Origin of the sequence: Gordonia sp. NPDC058843 (assembly GCF_042743165.1) — a bacterium.
GTDB lineage: Bacteria > Actinomycetota > Actinomycetes > Mycobacteriales > Mycobacteriaceae > Gordonia.
The window spans coordinates 231,685-251,372 of sequence record NZ_JBHYNC010000001.1 but is presented as its reverse complement, the minus strand read 5'-3'; the positions used below and the strand labels follow the sequence as shown (position 1 = coordinate 251,372).

At 67.4% G+C, this 19,688-nt stretch carries 21 protein-coding genes; 14 read left to right on the top strand and 7 right to left on the bottom strand.

Annotated elements, in window-relative coordinates:
* Positions 1–11: 11 nt before the first annotated feature.
* The 4 genes from lepB to ACFW3F_RS01170 all read left to right on the top strand — a co-directional run bounded on the left by lepB (position 12) and on the right by ACFW3F_RS01170 (position 2,382).
* The gene (lepB, locus tag ACFW3F_RS01185) at positions 12–866 is read left to right on the top strand and encodes a signal peptidase I (RefSeq protein WP_388053469.1); all 855 of its coding nucleotides are present in this window, start codon (positions 12–14) and stop codon (positions 864–866) included.
* 10 nt (positions 867–876) lie between these two features.
* Positions 877–1,566 carry a ribonuclease HII gene (locus tag ACFW3F_RS01180; protein WP_388053467.1) on the top strand — a complete coding sequence of 230 codons (690 nt, stop codon included), beginning with the start codon at positions 877–879 and terminating at the stop codon, positions 1,564–1,566.
* Positions 1,563–1,874 carry a DUF2469 domain-containing protein gene (locus tag ACFW3F_RS01175; protein ID WP_388053465.1) on the top strand — a complete coding sequence of 104 codons (312 nt, stop codon included), beginning with the start codon at positions 1,563–1,565 and terminating at the stop codon, positions 1,872–1,874. Before ACFW3F_RS01180 ends, ACFW3F_RS01175 begins: the two co-directional genes overlap by 4 nt.
* Before the next feature lie 103 nt (positions 1,875–1,977).
* On the top strand, positions 1,978–2,382 hold the full coding sequence (locus ACFW3F_RS01170) for a YraN family protein (RefSeq protein ID WP_388053463.1): 405 nt from the start codon (positions 1,978–1,980) through the stop codon (positions 2,380–2,382).
* Between the two features lie 6 nt (positions 2,383–2,388).
* Here the strand turns inward: ACFW3F_RS01170 and ACFW3F_RS01165 are convergent, their stop codons facing one another.
* Positions 2,389–3,720, bottom strand: a complete 1,332-nt coding sequence (locus tag ACFW3F_RS01165) for a DUF4185 domain-containing protein (RefSeq protein ID WP_388053461.1) — start codon at positions 3,718–3,720, stop codon at positions 2,389–2,391.
* Positions 3,721–3,819: 99 nt separating this feature from the next.
* Entirely contained in the window at positions 3,820–4,458 is a 639-nt protein-coding gene (gene bluB, locus ACFW3F_RS01160; protein WP_388053459.1) for a 5,6-dimethylbenzimidazole synthase, read from the bottom strand.
* 182 nt (positions 4,459–4,640) lie between these two features.
* On the opposite strand from bluB, the gene ACFW3F_RS01155 reads away from it, so the two are divergent.
* The gene (locus ACFW3F_RS01155; RefSeq protein WP_388053457.1) at positions 4,641–6,149 is read left to right on the top strand and encodes a YifB family Mg chelatase-like AAA ATPase; all 1,509 of its coding nucleotides are present in this window, start codon (positions 4,641–4,643) and stop codon (positions 6,147–6,149) included.
* Positions 6,146–7,291: a DNA-processing protein DprA gene (gene dprA / locus ACFW3F_RS01150; RefSeq protein ID WP_388053455.1), complete on the top strand. Its 1,146-nt coding sequence runs from the start codon at positions 6,146–6,148 to the stop codon at positions 7,289–7,291. The genes ACFW3F_RS01155 and dprA overlap by 4 nt, the downstream gene beginning before the upstream one ends.
* 2 nt (positions 7,292–7,293) lie before the next feature.
* Here dprA and ACFW3F_RS01145 read toward each other — a convergent pair whose 3' ends face one another.
* Positions 7,294–7,872, bottom strand: a complete 579-nt coding sequence (locus ACFW3F_RS01145) for a TetR/AcrR family transcriptional regulator (RefSeq protein WP_388053453.1) — start codon at positions 7,870–7,872, stop codon at positions 7,294–7,296.
* Positions 7,873–8,044: 172 nt separating this feature from the next.
* On the opposite strand from ACFW3F_RS01145, the gene ACFW3F_RS01140 reads away from it, so the two are divergent.
* Positions 8,045–8,911 carry a siderophore-interacting protein gene (locus ACFW3F_RS01140; RefSeq protein ID WP_388053451.1) on the top strand — a complete coding sequence of 289 codons (867 nt, stop codon included), beginning with the start codon at positions 8,045–8,047 and terminating at the stop codon, positions 8,909–8,911.
* A 91-nt stretch (positions 8,912–9,002) separates the two neighbouring features.
* A complete protein-coding gene (locus ACFW3F_RS01135) occupies positions 9,003–9,887 on the top strand; it encodes a tyrosine recombinase XerC (protein WP_388053690.1) in 885 nt (294 codons plus the stop codon).
* A gap of 27 nt (positions 9,888–9,914) precedes the next feature.
* On the opposite strand, the gene ACFW3F_RS01130 is transcribed toward ACFW3F_RS01135, so the two are convergent.
* Positions 9,915–10,334 (bottom strand): M23 family metallopeptidase, encoded by a 420-nt coding sequence (locus tag ACFW3F_RS01130; RefSeq protein WP_388053688.1) that lies wholly within the window; start codon positions 10,332–10,334, stop codon positions 9,915–9,917.
* A gap of 419 nt (positions 10,335–10,753) precedes the next feature.
* Here ACFW3F_RS01130 and rpsB point away from each other — a divergent pair, with 419 nt between their 5' ends.
* The gene (gene rpsB, locus ACFW3F_RS01125; protein WP_388053449.1) at positions 10,754–11,575 is read left to right on the top strand and encodes a 30S ribosomal protein S2; all 822 of its coding nucleotides are present in this window, start codon (positions 10,754–10,756) and stop codon (positions 11,573–11,575) included.
* 56 nt (positions 11,576–11,631) lie between these two features.
* The gene (gene tsf, locus ACFW3F_RS01120; protein ID WP_388053447.1) at positions 11,632–12,456 is read left to right on the top strand and encodes a translation elongation factor Ts; all 825 of its coding nucleotides are present in this window, start codon (positions 11,632–11,634) and stop codon (positions 12,454–12,456) included.
* 58 nt (positions 12,457–12,514) lie between these two features.
* Here the strand turns inward: tsf and ACFW3F_RS01115 are convergent, their stop codons facing one another.
* Both ACFW3F_RS01115 and ACFW3F_RS01110 read right to left on the bottom strand, forming a co-directional pair.
* On the bottom strand, positions 12,515–14,200 hold the full coding sequence (locus tag ACFW3F_RS01115; RefSeq protein ID WP_388053445.1) for an MFS transporter: 1,686 nt from the start codon (positions 14,198–14,200) through the stop codon (positions 12,515–12,517).
* A complete protein-coding gene (locus tag ACFW3F_RS01110) occupies positions 14,197–15,618 on the bottom strand; it encodes a condensation domain-containing protein (RefSeq protein WP_388053443.1) in 1,422 nt (473 codons plus the stop codon). The genes ACFW3F_RS01115 and ACFW3F_RS01110 overlap by 4 nt, the downstream gene beginning before the upstream one ends.
* Before the next feature lie 302 nt (positions 15,619–15,920).
* Here ACFW3F_RS01110 and ACFW3F_RS01105 point away from each other — a divergent pair, with 302 nt between their 5' ends.
* The 4 genes from ACFW3F_RS01105 (at position 15,921) to ACFW3F_RS01090 (ending at position 19,238) form a co-directional block, all read left to right on the top strand.
* A complete protein-coding gene (locus ACFW3F_RS01105) occupies positions 15,921–16,952 on the top strand; it encodes an alpha/beta hydrolase (RefSeq protein ID WP_388053441.1) in 1,032 nt (343 codons plus the stop codon).
* A gap of 87 nt (positions 16,953–17,039) precedes the next feature.
* Positions 17,040–17,774: a UMP kinase gene (gene pyrH, locus ACFW3F_RS01100; RefSeq protein ID WP_058250098.1), complete on the top strand. Its 735-nt coding sequence runs from the start codon at positions 17,040–17,042 to the stop codon at positions 17,772–17,774.
* Positions 17,775–17,832: 58 nt separating this feature from the next.
* Positions 17,833–18,390 carry a ribosome recycling factor gene (frr, locus tag ACFW3F_RS01095; RefSeq protein ID WP_388053439.1) on the top strand — a complete coding sequence of 186 codons (558 nt, stop codon included), beginning with the start codon at positions 17,833–17,835 and terminating at the stop codon, positions 18,388–18,390.
* Positions 18,387–19,238, top strand: coding sequence for a phosphatidate cytidylyltransferase (locus tag ACFW3F_RS01090; RefSeq protein ID WP_388053437.1), 852 nt, complete (start codon positions 18,387–18,389; stop codon positions 19,236–19,238). Before frr ends, ACFW3F_RS01090 begins: the two co-directional genes overlap by 4 nt.
* A 20-nt stretch (positions 19,239–19,258) precedes the next feature.
* On the opposite strand, the gene ACFW3F_RS01085 is transcribed toward ACFW3F_RS01090, so the two are convergent.
* On the bottom strand, positions 19,259–19,672 hold the full coding sequence (locus tag ACFW3F_RS01085) for a lipopolysaccharide assembly LapA domain-containing protein (RefSeq protein ID WP_388053435.1): 414 nt from the start codon (positions 19,670–19,672) through the stop codon (positions 19,259–19,261).
* Between the last annotated feature and the right edge of the window lie 16 nt (positions 19,673–19,688).

Genomic DNA, 19,688 nt, shown 5'->3' with positions numbered 1-19,688 from the left:
AACCTGACGAGGTGGCCGACACACAGCGACCCCACGACGCCCCCGACGGCGATCGCGACTCTGACGCCAAACGTCCATGGCGGTTGAAGACCGACCGGGACGACCCCGCCGATGAGCGGGGTGAGCGTAAATCCGGATCTGGTTCGCTCTTGCGCGAGGTCGTGATCATCGTGGGGTGCGTCTTGCTCCTCACCTGGGTTCTGCAGACCTTCATCGGTCGGCAGTATGTGATCCCGTCGGAGTCGATGGAGTCGACCCTCATCGGCTGCGACGGTTGCACGAACGACCGCATCGTGATCGACAAGCTCACGTACCGTTTCGGTGATCCGCACCCCGGCGACGTCGTCGTCTTCAAGGGACCGTCGGAGTCGTGGAACGGCGCATGGGTGTCACCGCGCTCGACGAACCCGGTGATGCACAAGGTGCAGGACGGGCTCTCGTGGTTCGGCTTCGCGCCACCCGACGAGAACAATCTCGTCAAGCGGGTCATCGCGACCGGCGGTCAGACCGTCGAATGCCGCAACGACGAAGGCGTCGGCGTCAAGGTCGATGGCCGTCCGCTCCGCGAGCCCTATATCGACATGAAGCTCCAGGAGGCGACGGTCGCATCGTTCGGGCCCGGCGTGGCCGGTCCCGGTGATCAGGTGCCCCCTTGTCTCGGTCCGGACTTCGGTCCGATCAAGGTTCCCGAGGGCAATGTGTGGGTGATGGGCGACAACCGCCTGAACTCGCAGGACTCGCGCTACCACGTCGAAGACCAGTACCAGGGCACCGTTCCGGTGAGCGACATCCGCGGCAAGGTCCGTTCCATCATCTATCCCTTCTCGCGGATCGGTGGTGTCGGGTCGTTCAATCCGCAGCAATGATGAGACCGCTGTGACGACTCGATGGCCACCACGTTCTCCCGTCCGCCGCGCCGCGGGGCTGCGGACGTTCGAATTCGCATTGCATCGGCAGGGTCTCGGACCCGTCGCGGGGGTCGACGAAGCCGGCCGCGGGGCCTGCGCCGGGCCGCTCGTGGTGGCCGCGTGCGTGCTCAAACCCACCCAGCTGGTCTCGCTCGCCGAACTCGATGACTCGAAGCGTCTCACCGAGCGCACCCGGGACGGGCTGTACCGCTCGGTGACCCGCTACGCGCAGAGCTGGAGTGCGGTGGTGATCGAGGCCGCGGAGATCGACCGCATCGGAATCCACGTCGCCAACATCGAGGGCATGCGGCGAGCGGTGGCGGCGCTCGACGTCAAGCCGGGGTACGTCCTGTCGGACGGTTTCGCCGTGCCCGGGCTGACCGCGCCGTCCTTGCCGGTGATCGGGGGCGACGGGGCAGCCGCGTGCATCGCCGCCGCCAGCATCATCGCGAAGGTCACCCGGGATCGGATCATGGTCGCGATGGACGACGACCTGCCCGGGTACGACTTCGCCATCCACAAGGGCTACAGCACGGCGCTGCACATGTCGCGCATCGACGCCGCAGGGCCCTCACCACAACACCGCATGTCGTACCGTAATGTCGCGGCACGTGTGGTCACCAGCGCAAACGACAACAGGGATAGGCTGACAGGATGAGTGCTGAGGATCTCGAGAAGTACGAAACCGAGATGGAACTCTCTCTGTACCGCGAGTACAAGGACATCGTCGGACAGTTCACCTACGTGGTGGAGACAGAGCGGCGCTTCTACCTGGCCAACTCGGTAGAGATGATCCCACGCAACACCGACGGTGAGGTCTACTTCGAACTACGGATGAGCGACGCGTGGGTGTGGGACATGTACCGCCCGGCGCGCTTCGTCAAGCAGGTCCGCGTGATCACGTTCAAGGACGTCAACATCGAAGAGCTCGAGAAGGCCGAACTGCGCCTGCCCGACGAGCCCTGATCGCGCGCGGGCACTTGTTGACAACGCGCCCATCGTCCACAGATCGGGGCTGGCAGCTCGCTCACACGGTTGTCGAAAGCGGTTCTGCGCGACGCTGATCGGTATGAGCACCGAACCGCGCGGACATCCTCGCCCCGATCGACGTGGCCATATCGGCCGACTCGGTGAGGATGTGGCGGCGGATTACGCGATTTCGCTGGGTTGGACTGTCCTGGAACGCAATTGGCGTACCCGCTACGGCGAGCTCGATCTCGTGGCCGCCGACGGTTCCATCCTGGTGATCGTCGAGGTCAAGACCCGTGCGAGCCGAACGTACGACGATCCGGTCATGGCGGTCACGCCGACGAAGCTCACGCGGATGCGTCGCCTCGCCCGGTTGTGGCTTGCCGGGCAGGACCGCCGGTGGTCGCAGATCCGGTTCGACGTCGTCAGCGTGCGGCTCGATCAAGCCGCGCCCGATGACCTGGATCGTGCGCGGGTGCGACATCACCGAGGCGTGTACGTGTGAGGCCGGTCAGAGTTTGCTGAGGTCGGTGCGGATCAGCATCACGTTGTAGTCGCTCCACCGTGATGCATTGAAATACAGATCTTTCGAATCACCCTGCAATGCAGGGGAGTTGGGCAGGATCATCGGACCGTACAGCACCAGTGCCCCGCGGGGCACGATGGTTTTCGGTGCGCTCCACGGACCTTCGGGATGGTCGGCGGTGCGCAGCGTGATGTCGTTGTCGCCGTCGAGCATGATGTACTTCTCGAGGTAGGGACTCCAGGCGACCGAGAGTTCGGTGACCGGCTGCCGGGCGACGATCGCCGAGCCGTCATCGGGGATGGCGGCGATATCGTCCACCCAACCCCGATCCTTCCCCGCCCAGTAGTCGTACGCGTCGAGCTTCAGGATGTCGGCCGGTTTGAATCGGGCCAGGAATGCGGCGCCGAAGCGCCCGTTCGGCGTTCCGTATTGGTAGACGTAGTCCGCCTCGGGCGTACCGGGCCGGCCGCGCACGTAGGCGTTCTGCTGGAACTTGCCGTTGTTGAACTCGACCGGACGGAGCTCGCCGGGCAGTCGGAGTGAGACCGGCGCATTGATGAGGATGGTGTCCTGGTCGGTGATCCAGGTCTGTCCGTTGTCGTCGGAATGGGCGATCGCCGAGAAGTTCGTGACCCAGTTGCCCGCCGAACCCCACGATCGCACCGACATGTAATTGATGTACTGGCGGAAACCGTCTCCATGGGGGAGGGAGATGGCCGCGGTGGGGATGGTGGTGACCTCGACATTGGAGAGGCCGACCGACGGGATCAGTTCCTGCGCGTAGTTCGGTTGGCCCGGCGCGATCACCGTTCCCGACGTCACGTCGCCGACGCGACCGTCGGGAACGGACAGCCCGTTGGCGAGGTTGTCGTCGTCGGTGCGGAGCAGCACATTGTGTCGCCACTGCTGACCCGGTGCGTTGCAGTTGCCGAAGGTGTCCCCGAAGGCCATCAGTGTCTGGCCGCGACCGTTGTCCCAGGCGACGCCGAGGTCGGTGCCGCCGATGCCGAACCGACTGAACGTGCGGTTGGTGCTGTGCGGCCCGGTCACCCAGCCGACCGTGCGGGACTTGGACCCGACATAGGGCACCAGCGGCGCCTGCGGACCCGGGTTCGGGATGTTCGAGCTGCCCGAGGAACCCTCCGACCCGCTGGAACCGCTCGAGCCGAACCCCAGAAAGCTGGACCCGGTGCTCGAATTGCCGCACGGCGCGGCATTCGCGACGCCGGCGCCGTTGGTCAAGGCGATGGCGGTCCCGCTGAAAGCGATGACCCCGGCGAGCGCCAGCCGGACACTCGTGGTGAGACGGCTCGACACGCGCGTCCTCCATTAACTGTTGTGACAGATGTTAATGACGTGACTATTGTTACTGGAGTTGCGTCGAGATCGCGCGGTTCGAGGGGTCACGATCTGGTGTCAGCGCACGAAGAAGCGTTCCCTGGCGCCCGTCCGAGCCTGCCAACCGACACGTTCGAGTTCGGGCATGTCGGAGTCGTGGGCGGGGTAGCCGATGCACAGATAGGCGACCAGCTTCCAGGCGGACGGTACGTCGAGTGCCGCGGCCACCTGGTCGGGTTCGATGATCGACACCCACCCGACGCCGATGCCGCGGGCCCGCGCCGCCAGCCAGAGCGTGGAGATCGCGGTGACGACCGAATACTCCAGCGTCTCGGGCACGGTTTGTCGGCCGAGTCCCCGGCCCTGCACGACAGTGGGTTCGCAGAACACGGCGAGGTGGACGGGAGCGTCGTCGAGACCGGCGAGCTTGAGCGATGAGTACAGCTGTGCGCGTTCGCCCGTATAACCGTCCAGTGCGTCGGCATTGCAGCGGGTGAAGCTGTCACGCACCGATTGCCGGGCTTCGGCGGACCGCACCTCGACCCAGCGCCACGGCTGGCTGTTACCCACGGACGGAGCCAACTCGGCTGCCTCGAGGATTTTGGGGAGCACGTGGGGTTCTAGTGGTTCGCGGCGGAAGCTACGGACGTCGCGTCGCCACCGCAGCAGTCGGTCGAGATCACCGACGAACGCATCGTCGAAAGTTCCGTCGCTCATCGGGTGTCGAGCCTAGTCAAGCCTCTCGATCGACGGTACGGGTCCCTCGTGTGTGAACGCCGATGGTCTGGTGACGTCGGGCTTCTGTGGACAACAGTGGACAACGAAGCCCCCGTCCACAGATCGGCTGTCTGGGTAATTCGGGACGACCCGCCACGCGTGTCACCGGCGACACTGTGCCCATGTTGGGGCAAACACAGTCGGTGGGGCTCAATGCCTTTGCCGCGCGCGTGGTCGACGTCCAGGCGAGCGTCAGTTCGGGCTTGCCGGGATTCGCGGTGACGGGCAACCCGGATCCGTCGGTTCGGGAGGCGCGGGATCGGGTACGGGCTGCGATCAAGAATTCCGGGTTCAGTTTTCCCGAGCTGAAGGTGACGGTGGCGTTGTCGCCGGCCGACATGCCGAAGATCGGCTCGGGGTTCGACCTGTCGATGGCGGTCTCGATTCTGGCTGCCACTCAACAGGTGTCGGCGGAGAAGCTCAAGTCGACGATCTTCCTGGGCGAACTGGGGCTGGACGGTAGCGTGCGGCCGATCCGCGGGGTCCTGCCGGCGGTGATCGCGGCGCGGCAGGAGGGCTATTGCCGGGCCGTCGTGCCGATCGAGACGGTCGCCGAGGCGGCGCTCGTCGAGGGGATGGACGTCGGTGGGGCGACAAGTCTCAAGGAGGTTGCGCAGTGGCTGGCCGGTGACCATGTGCTCGACACCGTGCACGCGGCGATGACGACACCACCGCCGCCGATCCCGGACATGGCCGACGTCGTGGGTCAGCAGGAGGCCCGGCACGCGCTCGAGATCGCCGCGGCCGGAGCGCATCACGTGTTGATGACGGGGTCGCCGGGGATCGGCAAGACGATGCTCGCGCGTCGGTTGCCGGGTATCTTGCCGCCGCTGGGTCTCGAGGACTCGCTGGAGGTGACGGCGATCCATTCCCTGGTGGGGGAGTTGTCGCCCGGGCGTCCGCTGATCACCGAGCCGCCGTTCGTGGCCCCGCACCACAGTTCGTCGACGACGGCTCTGCTCGGTGGCGGTACCGGTTTCGCCCGTCCGGGCGCGGCGTCCAAGGCGCATCGAGGAGTGCTGTTCCTCGACGAGTGCGCCGAGATGAGTGTCAAGTCGCTCGAATCCCTGCGGGAGCCCCTCGAGGACGGCGAGGTCCGGGTGCCGCGGCGTGACGGCATGGCGGTCTATCCCGCGCGCTTTCAGCTCATCCTGGCGGCGAACCCGTGCCCGTGCGCGCCCGCCCACGACGTGGACTGTGTGTGCACGGCCGTCGTGCGGCGGCGCTATCTGGGCAAGCTGTCCGGGCCCCTGCTCGACCGCGTGGACATCCGCGTGCGCATGGACCCGCCGGGCAACACAGCGCTGATGAGCGGTGCCGGAGAGTCCAGTGCCGATGTCCGGGCCCGCGTCACCGCAGCGCGTGCCACCGCGATCCAACGGTGGGCCGAGTTCGGGTGGCGCACCAACGCCGAGGTTCCCGGGTCCGCGCTCCGGCAGAGGTTCCGATTGCCGCCCGACGTACTCCGGCCCATCGAACTCTTCCTCCGCGACGGCCGCGTGACGGCCCGCGGCGCCGATCGTGCACTCCGGCTCGCATGGACCCTCAGCGATCTGCGCGGCACCGACCGGCCCGTCGAAGACGATGTCGCGCAGGCACTTCTGTACCGAGACCGAGGAGCGACCTGGTGACCACCACCCATCCGCCGGAATCCCGTTCACCCGAATCGATCGCCTGGGCCTACCTGGCGCGGGTCACCGAGCCGCCGTGTGCCGCGGTCATCGCGCTCGTCGACGACGTCGGTGCGGTCGAGGCCGCGTCAGCGATCCGTCGGCGCACGGTGCCCGCGGGTCACGAGGCGGTGCTCGACGCGACGGCGGCCCGGTGCGGCTCCGACTGCGCCATCGAGGATCTCGACACCGCCGAACGGGTCGGCGCGCGACTGGTGACCCGCGGCGACCCGGAATGGCCGGCGTGGTCGCTGCTGGCCCTGGGGCAGGCCGACACCGCGGCGCGCGGGGGTGAACCGCTCGCGCTGTGGGTGCGCGGCCCGGCCCGGCTCGACGATCTGGCCGCCGCGTCGGTCGCACTGATCGGGTCCCGCGCCGCGTCGTCGTATGGCGAACACGTCACGCAGACACTCGCATCGGGACTGTCGGCCCAGGGTTTCGCGGTGCTCTCCGGCGGAGCTTTCGGCATCGACGGCGCCGCCCACCGCGCGGTCGTCGCGGCGGGCGGGGTCACCGCGGCGGTGATGGCATGTGGGATCGACCGGGACTATCCGGCGTCACACTCCGCCCTGCTGGCGGCGATCGCGCGCACGGGCGCGGTGATCAGCGAGTACCCACCGGGCACGACAGCGGCCAAACATCGCTTCCTCACCCGGAACCGGCTGGTGGCCGCGATGAGTGGCGCGACCGTGGTGGTCGAGGCAGGTCGGCGGTCCGGTGCGGCGAACACCGCTGCCTGGGCGCGCAAGCTCGGCCGGCCGCTGGGGGCGGTGCCCGGTCCGGTCACCTCGGCAACGTCCGTCGGCTGCCATCGGATGATCGCCGACGACCTGGCGGTGCTGGTGTCGGACGTCTCGTCGATCGTCAACCTGGTACGACCCGACGGAGGGGGTGACATCGGGCGCGGCCGAACGAAATCGACCGATGGGCTCAGTGCCGAGCAACTGCGGGTCCATGACGCCATCCCGGGCCGGGGTGGCGTGGGGATCGAGGAGATCGCTTTCGCCGCGGGGCTCGAGGTCGGCGTCGTGCGCTCGGCGCTGGCACATCTCGACATCGAGGGTCATGTGCACAATGTCGATGGACGATGGCGCCTCGCGTGACCTCAGCGGCGGGTGAGGATCTCGATGATGACGTGCAGATCGTCGACGGTCGCCTCGTTCAGACGGCCGTGCGCGTGGACATAACCGATGCCCGCGTACAGCAACGTCGTGGCGCGAGCGTGCGCCTCCGCCTCGGAGAACCCGAGCTCGCGCATGGATGCGTCGGCGATGGCGAAGATCCGGCTGTCGAGCGCGTCGACGGAGTCCGCGATCGACTCGTCGGTCTCGGCCCACCGTCGCAGGGCCGACTCCATCGCCCAGCGCCGAGGGTCGGACAGCAGTCGCGCCATCCCCTCGACCCTCTCGATCGGGGGCAGCGCTTCGAGTGCCTCGATCCGCGCGGCCGCCGCGGATTGGGCATTCCGACAGTGTTCGGCGAGAGCGGACTTCAGCGCCCCGATGTCGGTGAAGTGCCAGTAGAAGCTGCCCTTGGTGACCCCGAGACGCGCGCTCAGGCGCGAGATCTTGAGGGAGTCGATGCCGTCGTCGACCAGGATCTGTGTCGCGGCTTCCAGCCAGTCGTCCACGCTCAGCCGCGAACCACGGCGCGGGGTGGATTGATCCACGGGCTGATCCGGCATGGAGTCACCTCTGGTCGGGTCTCACGACGTCTGATTTTAGTAATGGCAAAGTCTCAGATTCACATCGCTTGATCGGATAAAAACCTTACAACCGCGGATAGGTGGTTCGCTCGGCTAAAGCTAAGGGTCCCCTAATCTGGTAGGCGTAGGGTTGACCCGAAAGGGAGGTTCGATGGCGAAACGCGTGAACACGATGACGGTCCTGCGGAGTGAGCGGATCAGTCCGCACTTCGTGCGCTTGTACCTGGGCGGGAAGGGGTTCGACGACTTCCAGCCCGCGCTGGGCAAGTCGGGGAAACCGGACACCGACATGTATGTGAAGTTCATCTTCGCCCCGCCCGGGGTCACCTACCCGGAGCCTTTCGATCTGCAGGAGATCCGCTCGAACGAGCCGCCGGATCGCCAGCCGGTGCTGCGGACCTACACCGTGCGTCGTATCGATGCAGAGGCTCGCGAACTCGTCGTCGACTTCGTCGTCCACGGCACCGAGGGCATCGCCGGTCCCTGGGCAGCGGCGGTCGAGCCGGGCGAGACGATCCGCTTCATCGGGCCGGGCAGCGGCTACCGCCCCCGCACCGACGCCCCGTGGCATCTGCTGGCCTGCGACGAAGCGGGTCTCCCCGCGGTGGCCGCCGCACTCGAGGCGCTTCCCGCCGACGCCGTCGCGAAGGTCGTCATCGAGGTCGCGGGTCCCGAGGACGAGCTGGAACTCGGGGGACCCGCCGGAGCAGAGATCTCTTGGGTTCATCGTGGCGGGCCTGCGGGCGATGTGGACGACTCGATGGCCGGCGACAACGCCCCGCTGATCGAGGCCGTCCGCGCGACGGAGTGGCTCGACGGCGAACCACATGTCTTCATCCACGGCGAGGCGCAGGCGGTGATGCACAACCTGCGGGCCTACATCCGCAAGGAGCGCGGCGTGAGCGCGGCGAACGCCTCGATCTCCGGGTACTGGCGGCGTGGACGCACCGAGGAGGGCTTCCGGCAGTGGAAGGCCGATCTCCGGGCCGAGGAAGAAGGGGTCCGCGCCCCGGGCTGACCACGTTCAGCGCCGCCGTCGGGGCACCGATTAGGTCACGACGCCGCGTGTGCGGTTGCCCTCGGATGTCCGACACGGTGAGGTCGTGACCATGCTCGACGACTTCGCCGACCACCTGCGCCTGGAGAAAGGGCGTAGTGAGCACACCATCCGTGCGTACGTCGGTGGCGCTCGCGCTCTGGTCTCGTTCGCCGGTGCCCGCGGCATCGCGGTCGGCGACATCGACCTCGCGCTGCTGCGGGCGTGGCTCGCGGAACTGACCCGGCGCGGGGCTGCGCGCACGACCGTTGCCCGACAGGTCTCGGCGGCGAAGACCTTCTGTGCGTGGGCGGTCCGTGAGGGCTACCTGGCGGCCGACCCCTCTCAGCGGCTGAAGGCGCCCAAGGCGCACCGGACGCTGCCCGCGGTCCTGGCGCCGGTCCAGGCCGAGGCCGCGATCGCGGCGACCGGCGCGGATCGATCGCCCGATGACCCCATCGCGCTCCGCGACCGGGTCATCCTGGAGTTGTTGTACGCGAGCGGGGTTCGCGTGGGGGAGCTGTGCGGGCTGGATGTCGGCGACGTCGACGCCGATCGGCGGGTGGTCCGGGTGATCGGCAAGGGGGACAAGGAACGGTCGGTGCCGTACGGGGAGCCGGCCGCGCGCGCGATCGACGTCTGGCTCCGCCGGGGACGCCCGGCCCTGGCGGTCGGATCCTCGGGCGCGGCGCTGCTTCTCGGCGCACGCGGTGGTCGGCTCGACCAGCGGATGGCACGCTCCGTCGTGGCACGCGCGGTCGACGCGAGCGGCGGGCCGGCGACCGGACCGCACGGACTCCGGCACAGCGCCGCCACGCACCTGCTCGAGGGCGGCGCCGACCTGCGCGTCGTCCAGGAACTGCTCGGACACTCGTCGCTGGCCACAACGCAGATCTACACGCACGTGAGCGTCGAACGCCTGCGCGCGGTCCATCGTCAGGCGCACCCGCGGGCATGACCGCCTCCGTTCGGATGACCTCAGTGGTCAGCCGACCGGTTTGAGTCGGACGCGCACCGCGCCGAGCAGACCCAGGGGGTCGAGGTAATCGGCCCCGCGACCACTGCCACGCCGGGCACCCCAGTGCAGGCACACGATCACCGGACATCCCGGATGTCCGCTGATCACCGTCCCGATGATCTCGCCGCGGGAGACATGGTCACCCGCCGCGACGATCGCCTCGACCGGCTCGTAGGTCGTGATCACGCCGTCAGGGTGCGACACCGAGACCAGAGGTCGCCCGGCGACCGTTCCCGCGAAGCGCACCCGTCCCGCACCCGCTGTACGGACGGCCTGGCCGGGCGAGGCGGCGAGGTCGACGCCGCGATGGCCCGGCTGCCAGCGCTTCTCGGGCTCGTCGTAAGCGGTCACCACCGTCGGTCGGGGCGACAGTGGTGCCGAGTACATGCCGTCGGCGGCGGCCGCGGGTGCAGGTCCGGCGGACCAGAGGGTAGCCAGGAGGAGCGCGGCGAGGGGACGCGGTGATGGGGTTGGCACTCTGTTAGGACGCAGCGTAGGCCGAGTGGGATCCGCTGGGTGCGCCACGTCCTCGGATTCGTCCTCCGACGTGGGCGAAGGCGTTTTGGTGTTCCCTCCGCCGCGGCGTAAACTCCTGAACGCACCTCATCGCTCGTTGGTGAGGTGACTTCGCGCGCCTGCATTCAGTTCGCTGTCGCTCCGGGGTTCAACGCCCTGACCAGCACAGTCGACGAACACACGCCAAGTGAGCAGTCCCGGAGCGGCCCATGCCGTCCCGGGTTCACTCGGTTGCGGGCGCCAGGGTCGGTACCGACGGTGCCGACGACAACTGCGAGAAAAGGACGATCATGGCTGTCGTGACCATGAAGCAGCTGCTTGACAGCGGCGCACACTTCGGGCACCAGACCCGCCGTTGGAACCCGAAGATGAAGCGATTCATCTTCACCGACCGCAACGGCATCTACATCATCGATTTGCAGCAGACGCTGACCTACATCGACAAGGCGTACGAGTTCGTCAAGGAGACCGTCGCCCACGGCGGCACCATCCTCTTCGTCGGCACCAAGAAGCAGGCACAGGAATCGATCGCCGCAGAGGCGACCCGTGTCGGCATGCCGTACGTCAACCAGCGTTGGCTCGGTGGCATGCTCACCAACTTCTCGACCGTCCACAAGCGCCTGCAGCGCCTGAAGGAGCTCGAGACCATGGAGCAGACGGGTGGCTTCGAGGGTCGCACCAAGAAAGAGATCTTGATGCTCACCCGCGAGAAGAACAAGCTCGAGCGCACGCTCGGCGGTATCCGCGACATGGCCAAGGTTCCCTCGGCCGTGTGGATCGTCGACACCAACAAAGAGCACATCGCCGTCGGTGAGGCACGCAAGCTGAACATCCCGGTCATCGCGATCCTGGACACCAACTGCGATCCCGATCTCGTCGACTACCCGATCCCGGGCAACGACGACGCCATCCGCAGCGCAGCTCTGCTCACCCGCGTCGTGGCCTCGGCCGTGGCCGAGGGTGTCCAGGCCCGTGCCGGTGCCGCCAGCGGCGACGCCAAGCCCGAGGCCGGCAGCGGTGAGCCGCTGGCAGAGTGGGAGCAGGAACTCCTGACCCAGGCTGCGGCACCGGCCGGTGGCGACACCGCGACCGAGACCCCGGCTGCCCAGTAGTTCCGACTGCTCTGCAGTCCGGTCCCAACACACTTCCCGAAGGAGGCTCGCCGACGATGGCGAACTACACCGCAGCTGATGTGAAGCGTCTCCGTGAGCTCACCGGCTCTGGAATGCTCGACTGCAAGAACGCGCTGGCCAACAACGACGGTGATTTCGACAAGGCCGTCGAGGAGCTGCGCATCAAGGGTGCCAAGGATGTGGGCAAGCGTGCTGAGCGCTCCACCGCCGAGGGCCTGGTCGCGGCCAAGGGCGGCGCGCTCATCGAGATCAACTCCGAGACCGACTTCGTCGCGAAGAACGGTGAGTTCCAGCAGCTCGCCGACGACATCGTGAACGCGGCGGCCGCGGCCAAGACGAACGACCTCGACGAGCTGAAGAAGGCGCCGCTCGGCGACGGCACCGTCGACGAGGCCGTGGCGGCACTCTCGGCCAAGATCGGCGAGAAGCTCGAGCTGCGTCGCGTGGCCTACTACGACGGTCCGGTGGCCGTGTACCTGCACAAGCGTGCCTCGGATCTTCCTCCGGGCGTCGGCGTGCTGGTGTCCTACACCGGTGAGGGCGAGGGCGCCGAAGAGGCCGCTCGCGGCGCTGCGATGCAGGTCGCTGCTCTCAAGGCGCGCTACGCCACTCGTGACGAGGTCCCCGCGGACGTCGTCGAGAACGAGCGTCGCATCGCCGAGCAGACCGCCAAGGAGGAGGGCAAGCCCGAACAGGCTCTCCCCAAGATCGTCGAAGGTCGCGTCAACGGCTTCTACAAGGATGTCGTGCTGCTCGACCAGGCATCGGTCCAGGACTCGAAGAAGTCCGTCAAGGCCCTGCTCGACGACGCAGGTGTGACCGTCAAGGGATTCACCCGGTTCGAGGTCGGTCAGGCCTGACCTGATCGACGTCGCTCCACATCGCCCCGTCTCCGCAAGGAGACGGGGCGATTCGCGTTCATCGGGTCTGTCCGGCCCTCAGCGCCAGAGTCAATACCGCGATCGCCACGGCGACGAGACCCAGCGCCACGAGTGTCGTCCGCAGGGCGCCCAGGAACGTCCGAGCCGTCACCGACCGCGCTGCATCCTGTGTCCACGGCCGGGCTTGCGCGGAAATCGCCGCCACCGCAGGCGACGCCGTCCCACCGGCGCAGGCGGGAGCCGGCCGCTCGGGATGGGAGGAACGCAGCTGCTCGCTCGCGCAAGATGCGAAACGATCGGCCACGGCGCTGTGCAGCAGCGGTCGGATCGGTGACTCCGGCAGGGCGGCAACGAGTTCGGATCGCACCGCCGGAACGGTCTCGGCTGTCTGGCCGGCGACCTGACCGAAGAAGAAGATGGTGACGATCGCCAGGCCGATCGAGGCGCCGATCTGCTGAACCGTGGGAATCGTCCCGGTGGCCGTTCCCACCGTGGACTCGGTGGTGTCGGAGAGGATCACGGCCTGGAGCGGGGCGATGAACAGGCCGGTACCGACGCCCCCGAGCACCAGCGGACCGAGGAGGCCGGGGAGCGGCAGGGTTTCCGCCGTCGGCTCGATGATCATGGCGAACCAGACGAATCCTGCACCGACGGCGAGCGACCCGGCCATCAGAGTGTGTGGTGCGGTGAACCGGGCGACCGCGCCTGGTGAGAACAGGGAGCCGACGGCGGCGCCGATCGCGAAGGGCAGCGCCAGCATCCCGGTCCGAAACGCCGAGTAGTCGAGCCCGAACTGGGCCGAGATCGACACGGTGAAGAAGAAGCCCGCGAACACGCTGAAGAACAACAGTGACAGGAGCAGTCCGACCGAGAACCGGCGGGAGGCGAACAGCTGTGGTCTCAACAGGGGAGTGCCGCCGCGGGCGTCGACGCGCACCTCGTGAACAGCGAACAGCAGCAACAGGATTCCGGCCGCCCCGATCATCACCCAGAGGATCGGTGGCCATCCCATCTCGCGTCCGAGGGCCAGCGGATAGAGCAGCAGGAACAATGCCGTCGCCGACATGACCACGCCTGGGACGTCCAAGCGTCCCGGTGTCGGTTCGCGAGCCTCGGGTAGGCGTCGGTAGGCGAGCAGGCAGGACAGGATGCCGAGTGGGACATTCACGAAAAAGATTGCACGCCATCCCCATCCGAACACATCGGCGTCGACCAGGAGTCCGCCGACAACCGGGCCCAGGATGGCGGCGAGGCCGGCGACGGCCCCGTACACGCCGAAGACGAGCCCGTGGCGTCGCTTGTCGAACAGGGCCGCGATGAGCGCCAGCGTCTGTGCGGACATGAGGGCGGCACTCACGCCCTGCAGGCCGCGAAACGCGATGAGCTCGCCCGGCCCGGCCGCCACTCCGCACAGCACCGACGTGACCGTGAAGGCGACCATTCCGGTCACGAACATCCGACGACGTCCGAGTCGGGCCCCGAGGGTCGCCGCCGTCAGCAGGGTACAGGCGAAGGCCAGCGTGTAGACGGTCAGGACCAGGAGTTGCTGCGACGTCGAGGCGCCGAGATCCCGGGCGAGATCGGGCAGTGCGATGTTGACGATGGTGGTGTCCAGCATCTGCATGAACACCCCGAGCAGACATCCCGCGAGGGCGGCCCACGCGCCCGGGCGCTCGCCGAGGGCGCCGGTCGTCTCCCGGCCGGCGGCCGGGCCCGCGGTCACGGTGCGAGAGCCGGCAGCGATGGTCGATAGTCGCCCTGGTCGGCGACCGCCGACATCACCGCGACGAATCGCTCCACGTACCGCGTCACCGACTCATGCGCGATCTCGGTGTTGGGATACAGCAACGTGATCGAGGTCTCGCCGGAGAACCGGTTGACCCACATGTACACCTCCTCGCTGCTCCCGCGATTGCCGAAGAGGCAGCCGTTCCCGGCTTCGAAGATCTCCACGCCCGGCAGTTTGCGGACGTCGATGTAGGACACCATCGGTACCGCCCAGCCGGAGGAGACCGAGATGTCGTCGTCGGGCTCCACGAGTTCGAGGACCCGGTGGAAAGATATGTCGGTCAACTCTTTTCCGGACTCGTAACTGTGGGCGGCCTGGGGTGCGAGGGAGCAGAAGGTGGTGTCGTCGTCGACGGTGAGCGGGACAGGGATCAGACTGGTGAACCAGCCCACCGATTTCAGCTCCCCGGCGCCTGATCGGGTGCTCTTCGGTGTCATCCCGAAATACTCACTCTGACCGGTGAACTCGGCATACACGAGGGCGGCGGCGGTCATGATCCCGGCGATCATGTTCGCTCCCAGGTCGCGGCAGATCTGCTCGAAACGTGCGGCCGCGGACTCGTCGAACAGGGTCGAGTTCACGATCGCGCTGCGCGTGTAGGTCTGTGCGCCGGTGCCGAGCGGCAGCGGGAAGCTCGGCAGGCGACCGCCGTTGGCCTGGACCAGATCGATCCAGCGCTGCACGTGTGGGGACCGACGCGTCAGCTGTCGCGACACGGTGCGTTCGCGCACACAGTAATCGAGGTAGCTGCCGACCGGTGGTAGCTCGGCGTCGCCTCCGAAGGCCGCGTTCATGTAGAGCGTCAGCAGGTCCACGCACGTGATGGCCTGCGAGATCCCGTCGGTGTTGAGATGGTCGGCTGCGGCGTAGAGCGTGAACCCGCCGTCCCACTCGATCGCGCCGAAGGTGAAACAGTCCCAGTTGAACGGTCCCGAGGTCTCGTCCTGAACGTGCGTCCGTAGTTGCGATGCGTCGCGGTCGCCGTGCGCGACCGCAACCAGTTCGACGACCTCCGGGGGCACGAGGTGGCGCTGGACCGAACCATCGTCCTCCATCGAGAACCACGACCGGAAGCTGTCATGGCGCCGCACGAACTCGTTGACCGCCGTCGTCATGGCCGAAACGTCGAGGGGGGCCGAGACGTCGAAGGCCATCAGGCAGAGTCGGGCGAACCGGAACCCCGCGGACTCATTGCGCCACGCCACCCGCAGGTACTCCTCCTGCTGGTGGGACGGCGGAGAGGGGTGCACAGGAGCTCGGTCGGCACCCGTCACCGAAGCGAGGGAGGCCACCCAGCTGGTCAGGTGACCGGGACGGGGGTCCCATTCCTCGATGAGGCCGAACTTCATCATGTGTGTACCTCGATTCGCCTGCGGGAAAGTGGGTCTGGCGTCCGCCACACGGACAGATGTCCGAAGCCCCCGGACGGTGGAGCGGCCGACCGGGACGCACCCTACCGCACGGTAACCTCGACGGTCGGGGAAACGGGTCAACATCGTCGAGATGGGACGCACTGCGCCACATCGTCTCTTTGATGACTCGAATACTGTTGCGTTGCTGGACGATTGACCCATGTGGACATCGAGCGATGCGTCGGGCAGACTGCCGTGGTTGCGCGTGTGACGCCGGTCGCACCCGAATGAAGGTGAGGGGTATGGACGAGGGGTCTGCCAACGGGGATCGACCACGGCTCCGGCGCACCACGGTGCGGACCGCCGTGCTCGTGATGTCGCTGGTCGCCGCGACTCTCGGGATGGTGGTGCCCGCCGCCGCATCGCCGGCGCCCGCGCGCATCGTCTCCGAAGCGGTACAGCGAGGTGGCGAGATCGAGATCGGCGTCCGGTCCGCGGCGATGCGACGGGTGGTTCCGGTCAAGGTGTGGCCGGCCCGCGGAGGCGGACGTGCGCCGACGCTCTATCTGCTCAACGGGGCCGCCGGCGGCGAAGGCGGGAGCAGCTGGTTCGACCGGACCGACATCCGGACGTTCTTCGCCGACAAGAACGTGACCGTCGTCGTGCCGATGGGTGGTGCGGCGAGTTACTTCACCGACTGGCGCCGACCCGACCCCGTGCTGGGGACTCAGAAATGGGCGACCTTCCTCACCGAGGAACTGCCGAGAACGATCGACGAGCGGTTCGACGGCACCGGCCGCAACGCGGTCGCCGGGATCTCGATGGCGGGCACGTCGGTGTTCCAGCTGGCCCTGCGTGCGCCGTCGGTGTACGAGGCGGTGGGGTCGTTCAGTGGGTGCGCCCAGACCAGCGATCCGCTGGGCCAGGCCGTCGTCCGGATGGTCGTCGAAGGCCGCGGCCGCGGCAACGTGATGAACATGTGGGGCCCGCCCGACGATCCTGCCTGGCGCGCCAACGACCCGTACCTGCACGCCGAAGCGTTCCGGGGCACCTCGATCTACGTGTCGAACGGGTCCGGGATGCCGGGCCGATATGACACGCTCGACGGTCCCGGCATCGACGGCAACGGCTCCAAGCTGTTCGATCAGATCGCGGTCGGTGCGGTGATCGAGACCGCCACGGCCCAGTGCACGCGCAACCTCCAGCGCCGGATGCAGGCTCTCGGGGTCCCGGCGACCTTCCACCTCTACGAGGGCGGCACCCACGCGTGGCCGTACTGGCAGGACGAACTGCATCGTGCCTGGCCGCAGTTCGAGGTGGCCCTGCGCGGGTGACCTCGCGGCGGCGCGCGCGACGCGTGTCGCGGGTCGGTTCCGGTGACGACGTACGATAGTTCACCGAACCGACGAGTGAGGAAGCCGATGAGTGAAGCGTCCGACCCCATCCGGCGGGATGGATTCCGTAGGGTCTTGCTGAAGTTGGGTGGCGAGATGTTCGGTGGCGGCGAAGTCGGGCTCGATCCCGACGTCGTGGGTACCGTGGCAGACCAGATCGCAGACGTCGTCAATTCCGGTGTCCAGGTCGCTGTCGTGATCGGCGGCGGAAACTTCTTCCGCGGTGCCGAACTGCAGCAGCGAGGCCTCGACCGGAGCCGATCGGACTACATGGGCATGCTCGGCACCGTGATGAATTGCCTTGCGCTGCAGGATTTCCTGGAGAAGCGCGGCATCTCGACCCGAGTGCAGACCGCGATCACGATGGGGCAGGTCGCCGAACCGTATCTGCCGTTGCGCGCCCAGCGGCACCTGGAGAAGGGTCGCGTCGTCATCTTCGGCGCCGGCATGGGCATGCCCTACTTCTCCACCGACACCACCGCTGCCCAGCGTGCGCTGGAGATCAAGGCCGAGGTGGTCCTGATGGCCAAGGCCGTCGACGGCGTGTACGACGCCGACCCGCGCACCAACCCCGACGCCACGCTCTTCACCGAGATCACCCACCGCGAGGTGCTCGACAAGGAACTCAAGGTCGCCGACGCGACGGCCTTCAGCCTGTGTATGGACAACAAGATGCCGATCTTGGTGTTCAATTTGCTCCAGCAGGGCAACATCGCCCGTGCGGTCGCAGGCGACCGCATCGGCACCCTGGTCAGCACCTGAACCCGACGCCTCACCCCGAGATCGACGAGAACCCCGACCGAACGGAACAAGGACGAACATGATCGACGACGCGTTGCTCGACGCCGAGGAGAAGATGGAGAAGGCGGTCAACGTCGCCAAGGAGGACATGGGTTCGATCCGTACCGGGCGCGCGAATCCGGCCATGTTCAACAAGGTCAACATCGAGTACTACGGCTCGATGACACCGGTGACCCAGGTCGCGAGCATCAACACGCCCGAACCGCGACTCGTCGTGATCAAGCCGTACGAGGCGTCGACACTGCGCGACATCGAGACCGCCATCCGCAACTCGGACCTCGGGGTCAACCCCACCAACGACGGCACGATCATCCGGATCGCGATCCCGCAGCTCACCGAGGAACGACGCCGCGAACTGGCCAAGCAGGCCAGGGGCAAGGGTGAGGACGCGAAGGTCTCCATCCGCAACGTGCGTCGCAAGGCCGCCGATGAACTCAAGCGCATCCAGAAGGACGGCGAGGCGGGCGAGGACGAGGTCACCCGCGCCGAGAAGGAACTGGACAAGACCACGGCGATCTATGTGCATCAGATCGACGACCTGGTCAAGCACAAAGAAGACGAATTGCTCGAGGTGTGAACGAGGTTCCGCAACGAGGCGGTGAGAAGAAGTCGCGCGCGGGTCGCGACCTGCCGGCCGCGATCGCGGTCGGCGGCACACTCGGCATCAGCATCATCGCGATCCTGATCTTCGTGCCGAAGGTCTGGTACGGCCTCGTCGCCGTCGCCTTCGCGATCGCCACCTGGGAGGTCGTCAAACGCCTCCGGACCGGGGGTTATGAGGTCGCGCTGTGGCCGCTGCTCATCGGCGGGCAGGCGATCATCTGGGCGAGTTGGCCGTGGGGGCCGACCGGCGCGCTCGTCGCGTTCGTGGCGACGGTCCTGGTGTCCATGGTGTGGAAGCTGCTGGGTCAGGGAATCAACCACGCGCCGGTCAACTATCTGCGAGACCTCGCCGTCACGGTGTTCGTGCTCGCGTGGCTGCCGTTGCTCGCCTCGTTCGGTGCGCACCTGGTGGTCCAGGACGACGGTGCGGCGCGGGTGGCCACCCTGATGGTCGTCGTGGTGTGCTCCGACGTCGGCGGCTATGCCGCGGGTGTGATGTTCGGCAAGCACCCGATGGCGCCGGCGATCAGTCCGAAGAAGTCCTGGGAGGGCATGGTCGGCTCTCTCCTCGTCGGCACCGTGGGTGCCGTCGGGTGCGTGGTGTACCTGATCGGGAGCCACTGGTGGATCGGCATCATCCTCGGACCGGTCCTGGTGGTCTGCGCGACGCTCGGTGACCTCGTCGAATCGCAGGTGAAGCGCGACCTCGGCATCAAGGACATGGGCACGCTCCTGCCCGGGCACGGCGGCATCATGGACCGGCTCGACAGTCTGCTTCCGTCGGCGTTCGTCGTGTGGGTCGTGCTGACCGCGCTGCTCTGACCGGACGTCGACCGCTCGGGCTAGGTGGCCGTCTTCTTCAGCGCACGCCGCAGCTGCAACATCCGCAGACCTCCGACGAGCGCGACGATCAGGGCGCCGGCGATGGCCGCGATGAGCAGACTCACACCGAGCGGCAGGTTCACCTCCCAGAACAGGAGCTCGATCGTCTGCGAATCGAGGTTCTGCACGATGAAGACCAGCAGCAGGACGAGGATGATCGCGCCGATCACCACTCCGAACCAGGTGGCGCGCGTCCGCGTGTGTTCCACGTCGGCGACCGTGCGTTGGCGCCGAGCCCGGTGGTCGGGGCCGGGGTCGGGGGAGTGCTGATCAGGAGTCTGCGGGTGGCCGGCCGCGGGTACCGGTGACCCGGCGGGCTGTTCGCCCCATGCAGGTACCGAGCCTGTGTGCCGTCGGTCCTCGGGTGTCGTCATTGGTTCATCATGACAT

What these genes read in the sequence shown, in the direction of transcription:
- rpsB (WP_388053449.1), top strand. Translation starts at nt 10,754, where the DNA reads ATGGCTGTCGTGACCATGAAGCAGCTGCTTGACAGCGGCGCACACTTC.
- pyrH (WP_058250098.1), top strand. Translation starts at nt 17,040, where the DNA reads ATGAGTGAAGCGTCCGACCCCATCCGGCGGGATGGATTCCGTAGGGTC.
- frr (WP_388053439.1), top strand. Translation starts at nt 17,833, where the DNA reads ATGATCGACGACGCGTTGCTCGACGCCGAGGAGAAGATGGAGAAGGCG.
- ACFW3F_RS01110 (WP_388053443.1), bottom strand. Translation starts at nt 15,618, where the DNA reads ATGATGAAGTTCGGCCTCATCGAGGAATGGGACCCCCGTCCCGGTCAC.
- ACFW3F_RS01170 (WP_388053463.1), top strand. Translation starts at nt 1,978, where the DNA reads ATGAGCACCGAACCGCGCGGACATCCTCGCCCCGATCGACGTGGCCAT.
- ACFW3F_RS01145 (WP_388053453.1), bottom strand. Translation starts at nt 7,872, where the DNA reads ATGCCGGATCAGCCCGTGGATCAATCCACCCCGCGCCGTGGTTCGCGG.
- bluB (WP_388053459.1), bottom strand. Translation starts at nt 4,458, where the DNA reads ATGAGCGACGGAACTTTCGACGATGCGTTCGTCGGTGATCTCGACCGA.
- ACFW3F_RS01175 (WP_388053465.1), top strand. Translation starts at nt 1,563, where the DNA reads ATGAGTGCTGAGGATCTCGAGAAGTACGAAACCGAGATGGAACTCTCT.
- tsf (WP_388053447.1), top strand. Translation starts at nt 11,632, where the DNA reads ATGGCGAACTACACCGCAGCTGATGTGAAGCGTCTCCGTGAGCTCACC.
- ACFW3F_RS01155 (WP_388053457.1), top strand. Translation starts at nt 4,641, where the DNA reads ATGTTGGGGCAAACACAGTCGGTGGGGCTCAATGCCTTTGCCGCGCGC.
- ACFW3F_RS01105 (WP_388053441.1), top strand. Translation starts at nt 15,921, where the DNA reads ATGGACGAGGGGTCTGCCAACGGGGATCGACCACGGCTCCGGCGCACC.
- ACFW3F_RS01140 (WP_388053451.1), top strand. Translation starts at nt 8,045, where the DNA reads ATGGCGAAACGCGTGAACACGATGACGGTCCTGCGGAGTGAGCGGATC.
- ACFW3F_RS01130 (WP_388053688.1), bottom strand. Translation starts at nt 10,334, where the DNA reads ATGTACTCGGCACCACTGTCGCCCCGACCGACGGTGGTGACCGCTTAC.
- ACFW3F_RS01135 (WP_388053690.1), top strand. Translation starts at nt 9,003, where the DNA reads ATGCTCGACGACTTCGCCGACCACCTGCGCCTGGAGAAAGGGCGTAGT.
- ACFW3F_RS01085 (WP_388053435.1), bottom strand. Translation starts at nt 19,672, where the DNA reads ATGACGACACCCGAGGACCGACGGCACACAGGCTCGGTACCTGCATGG.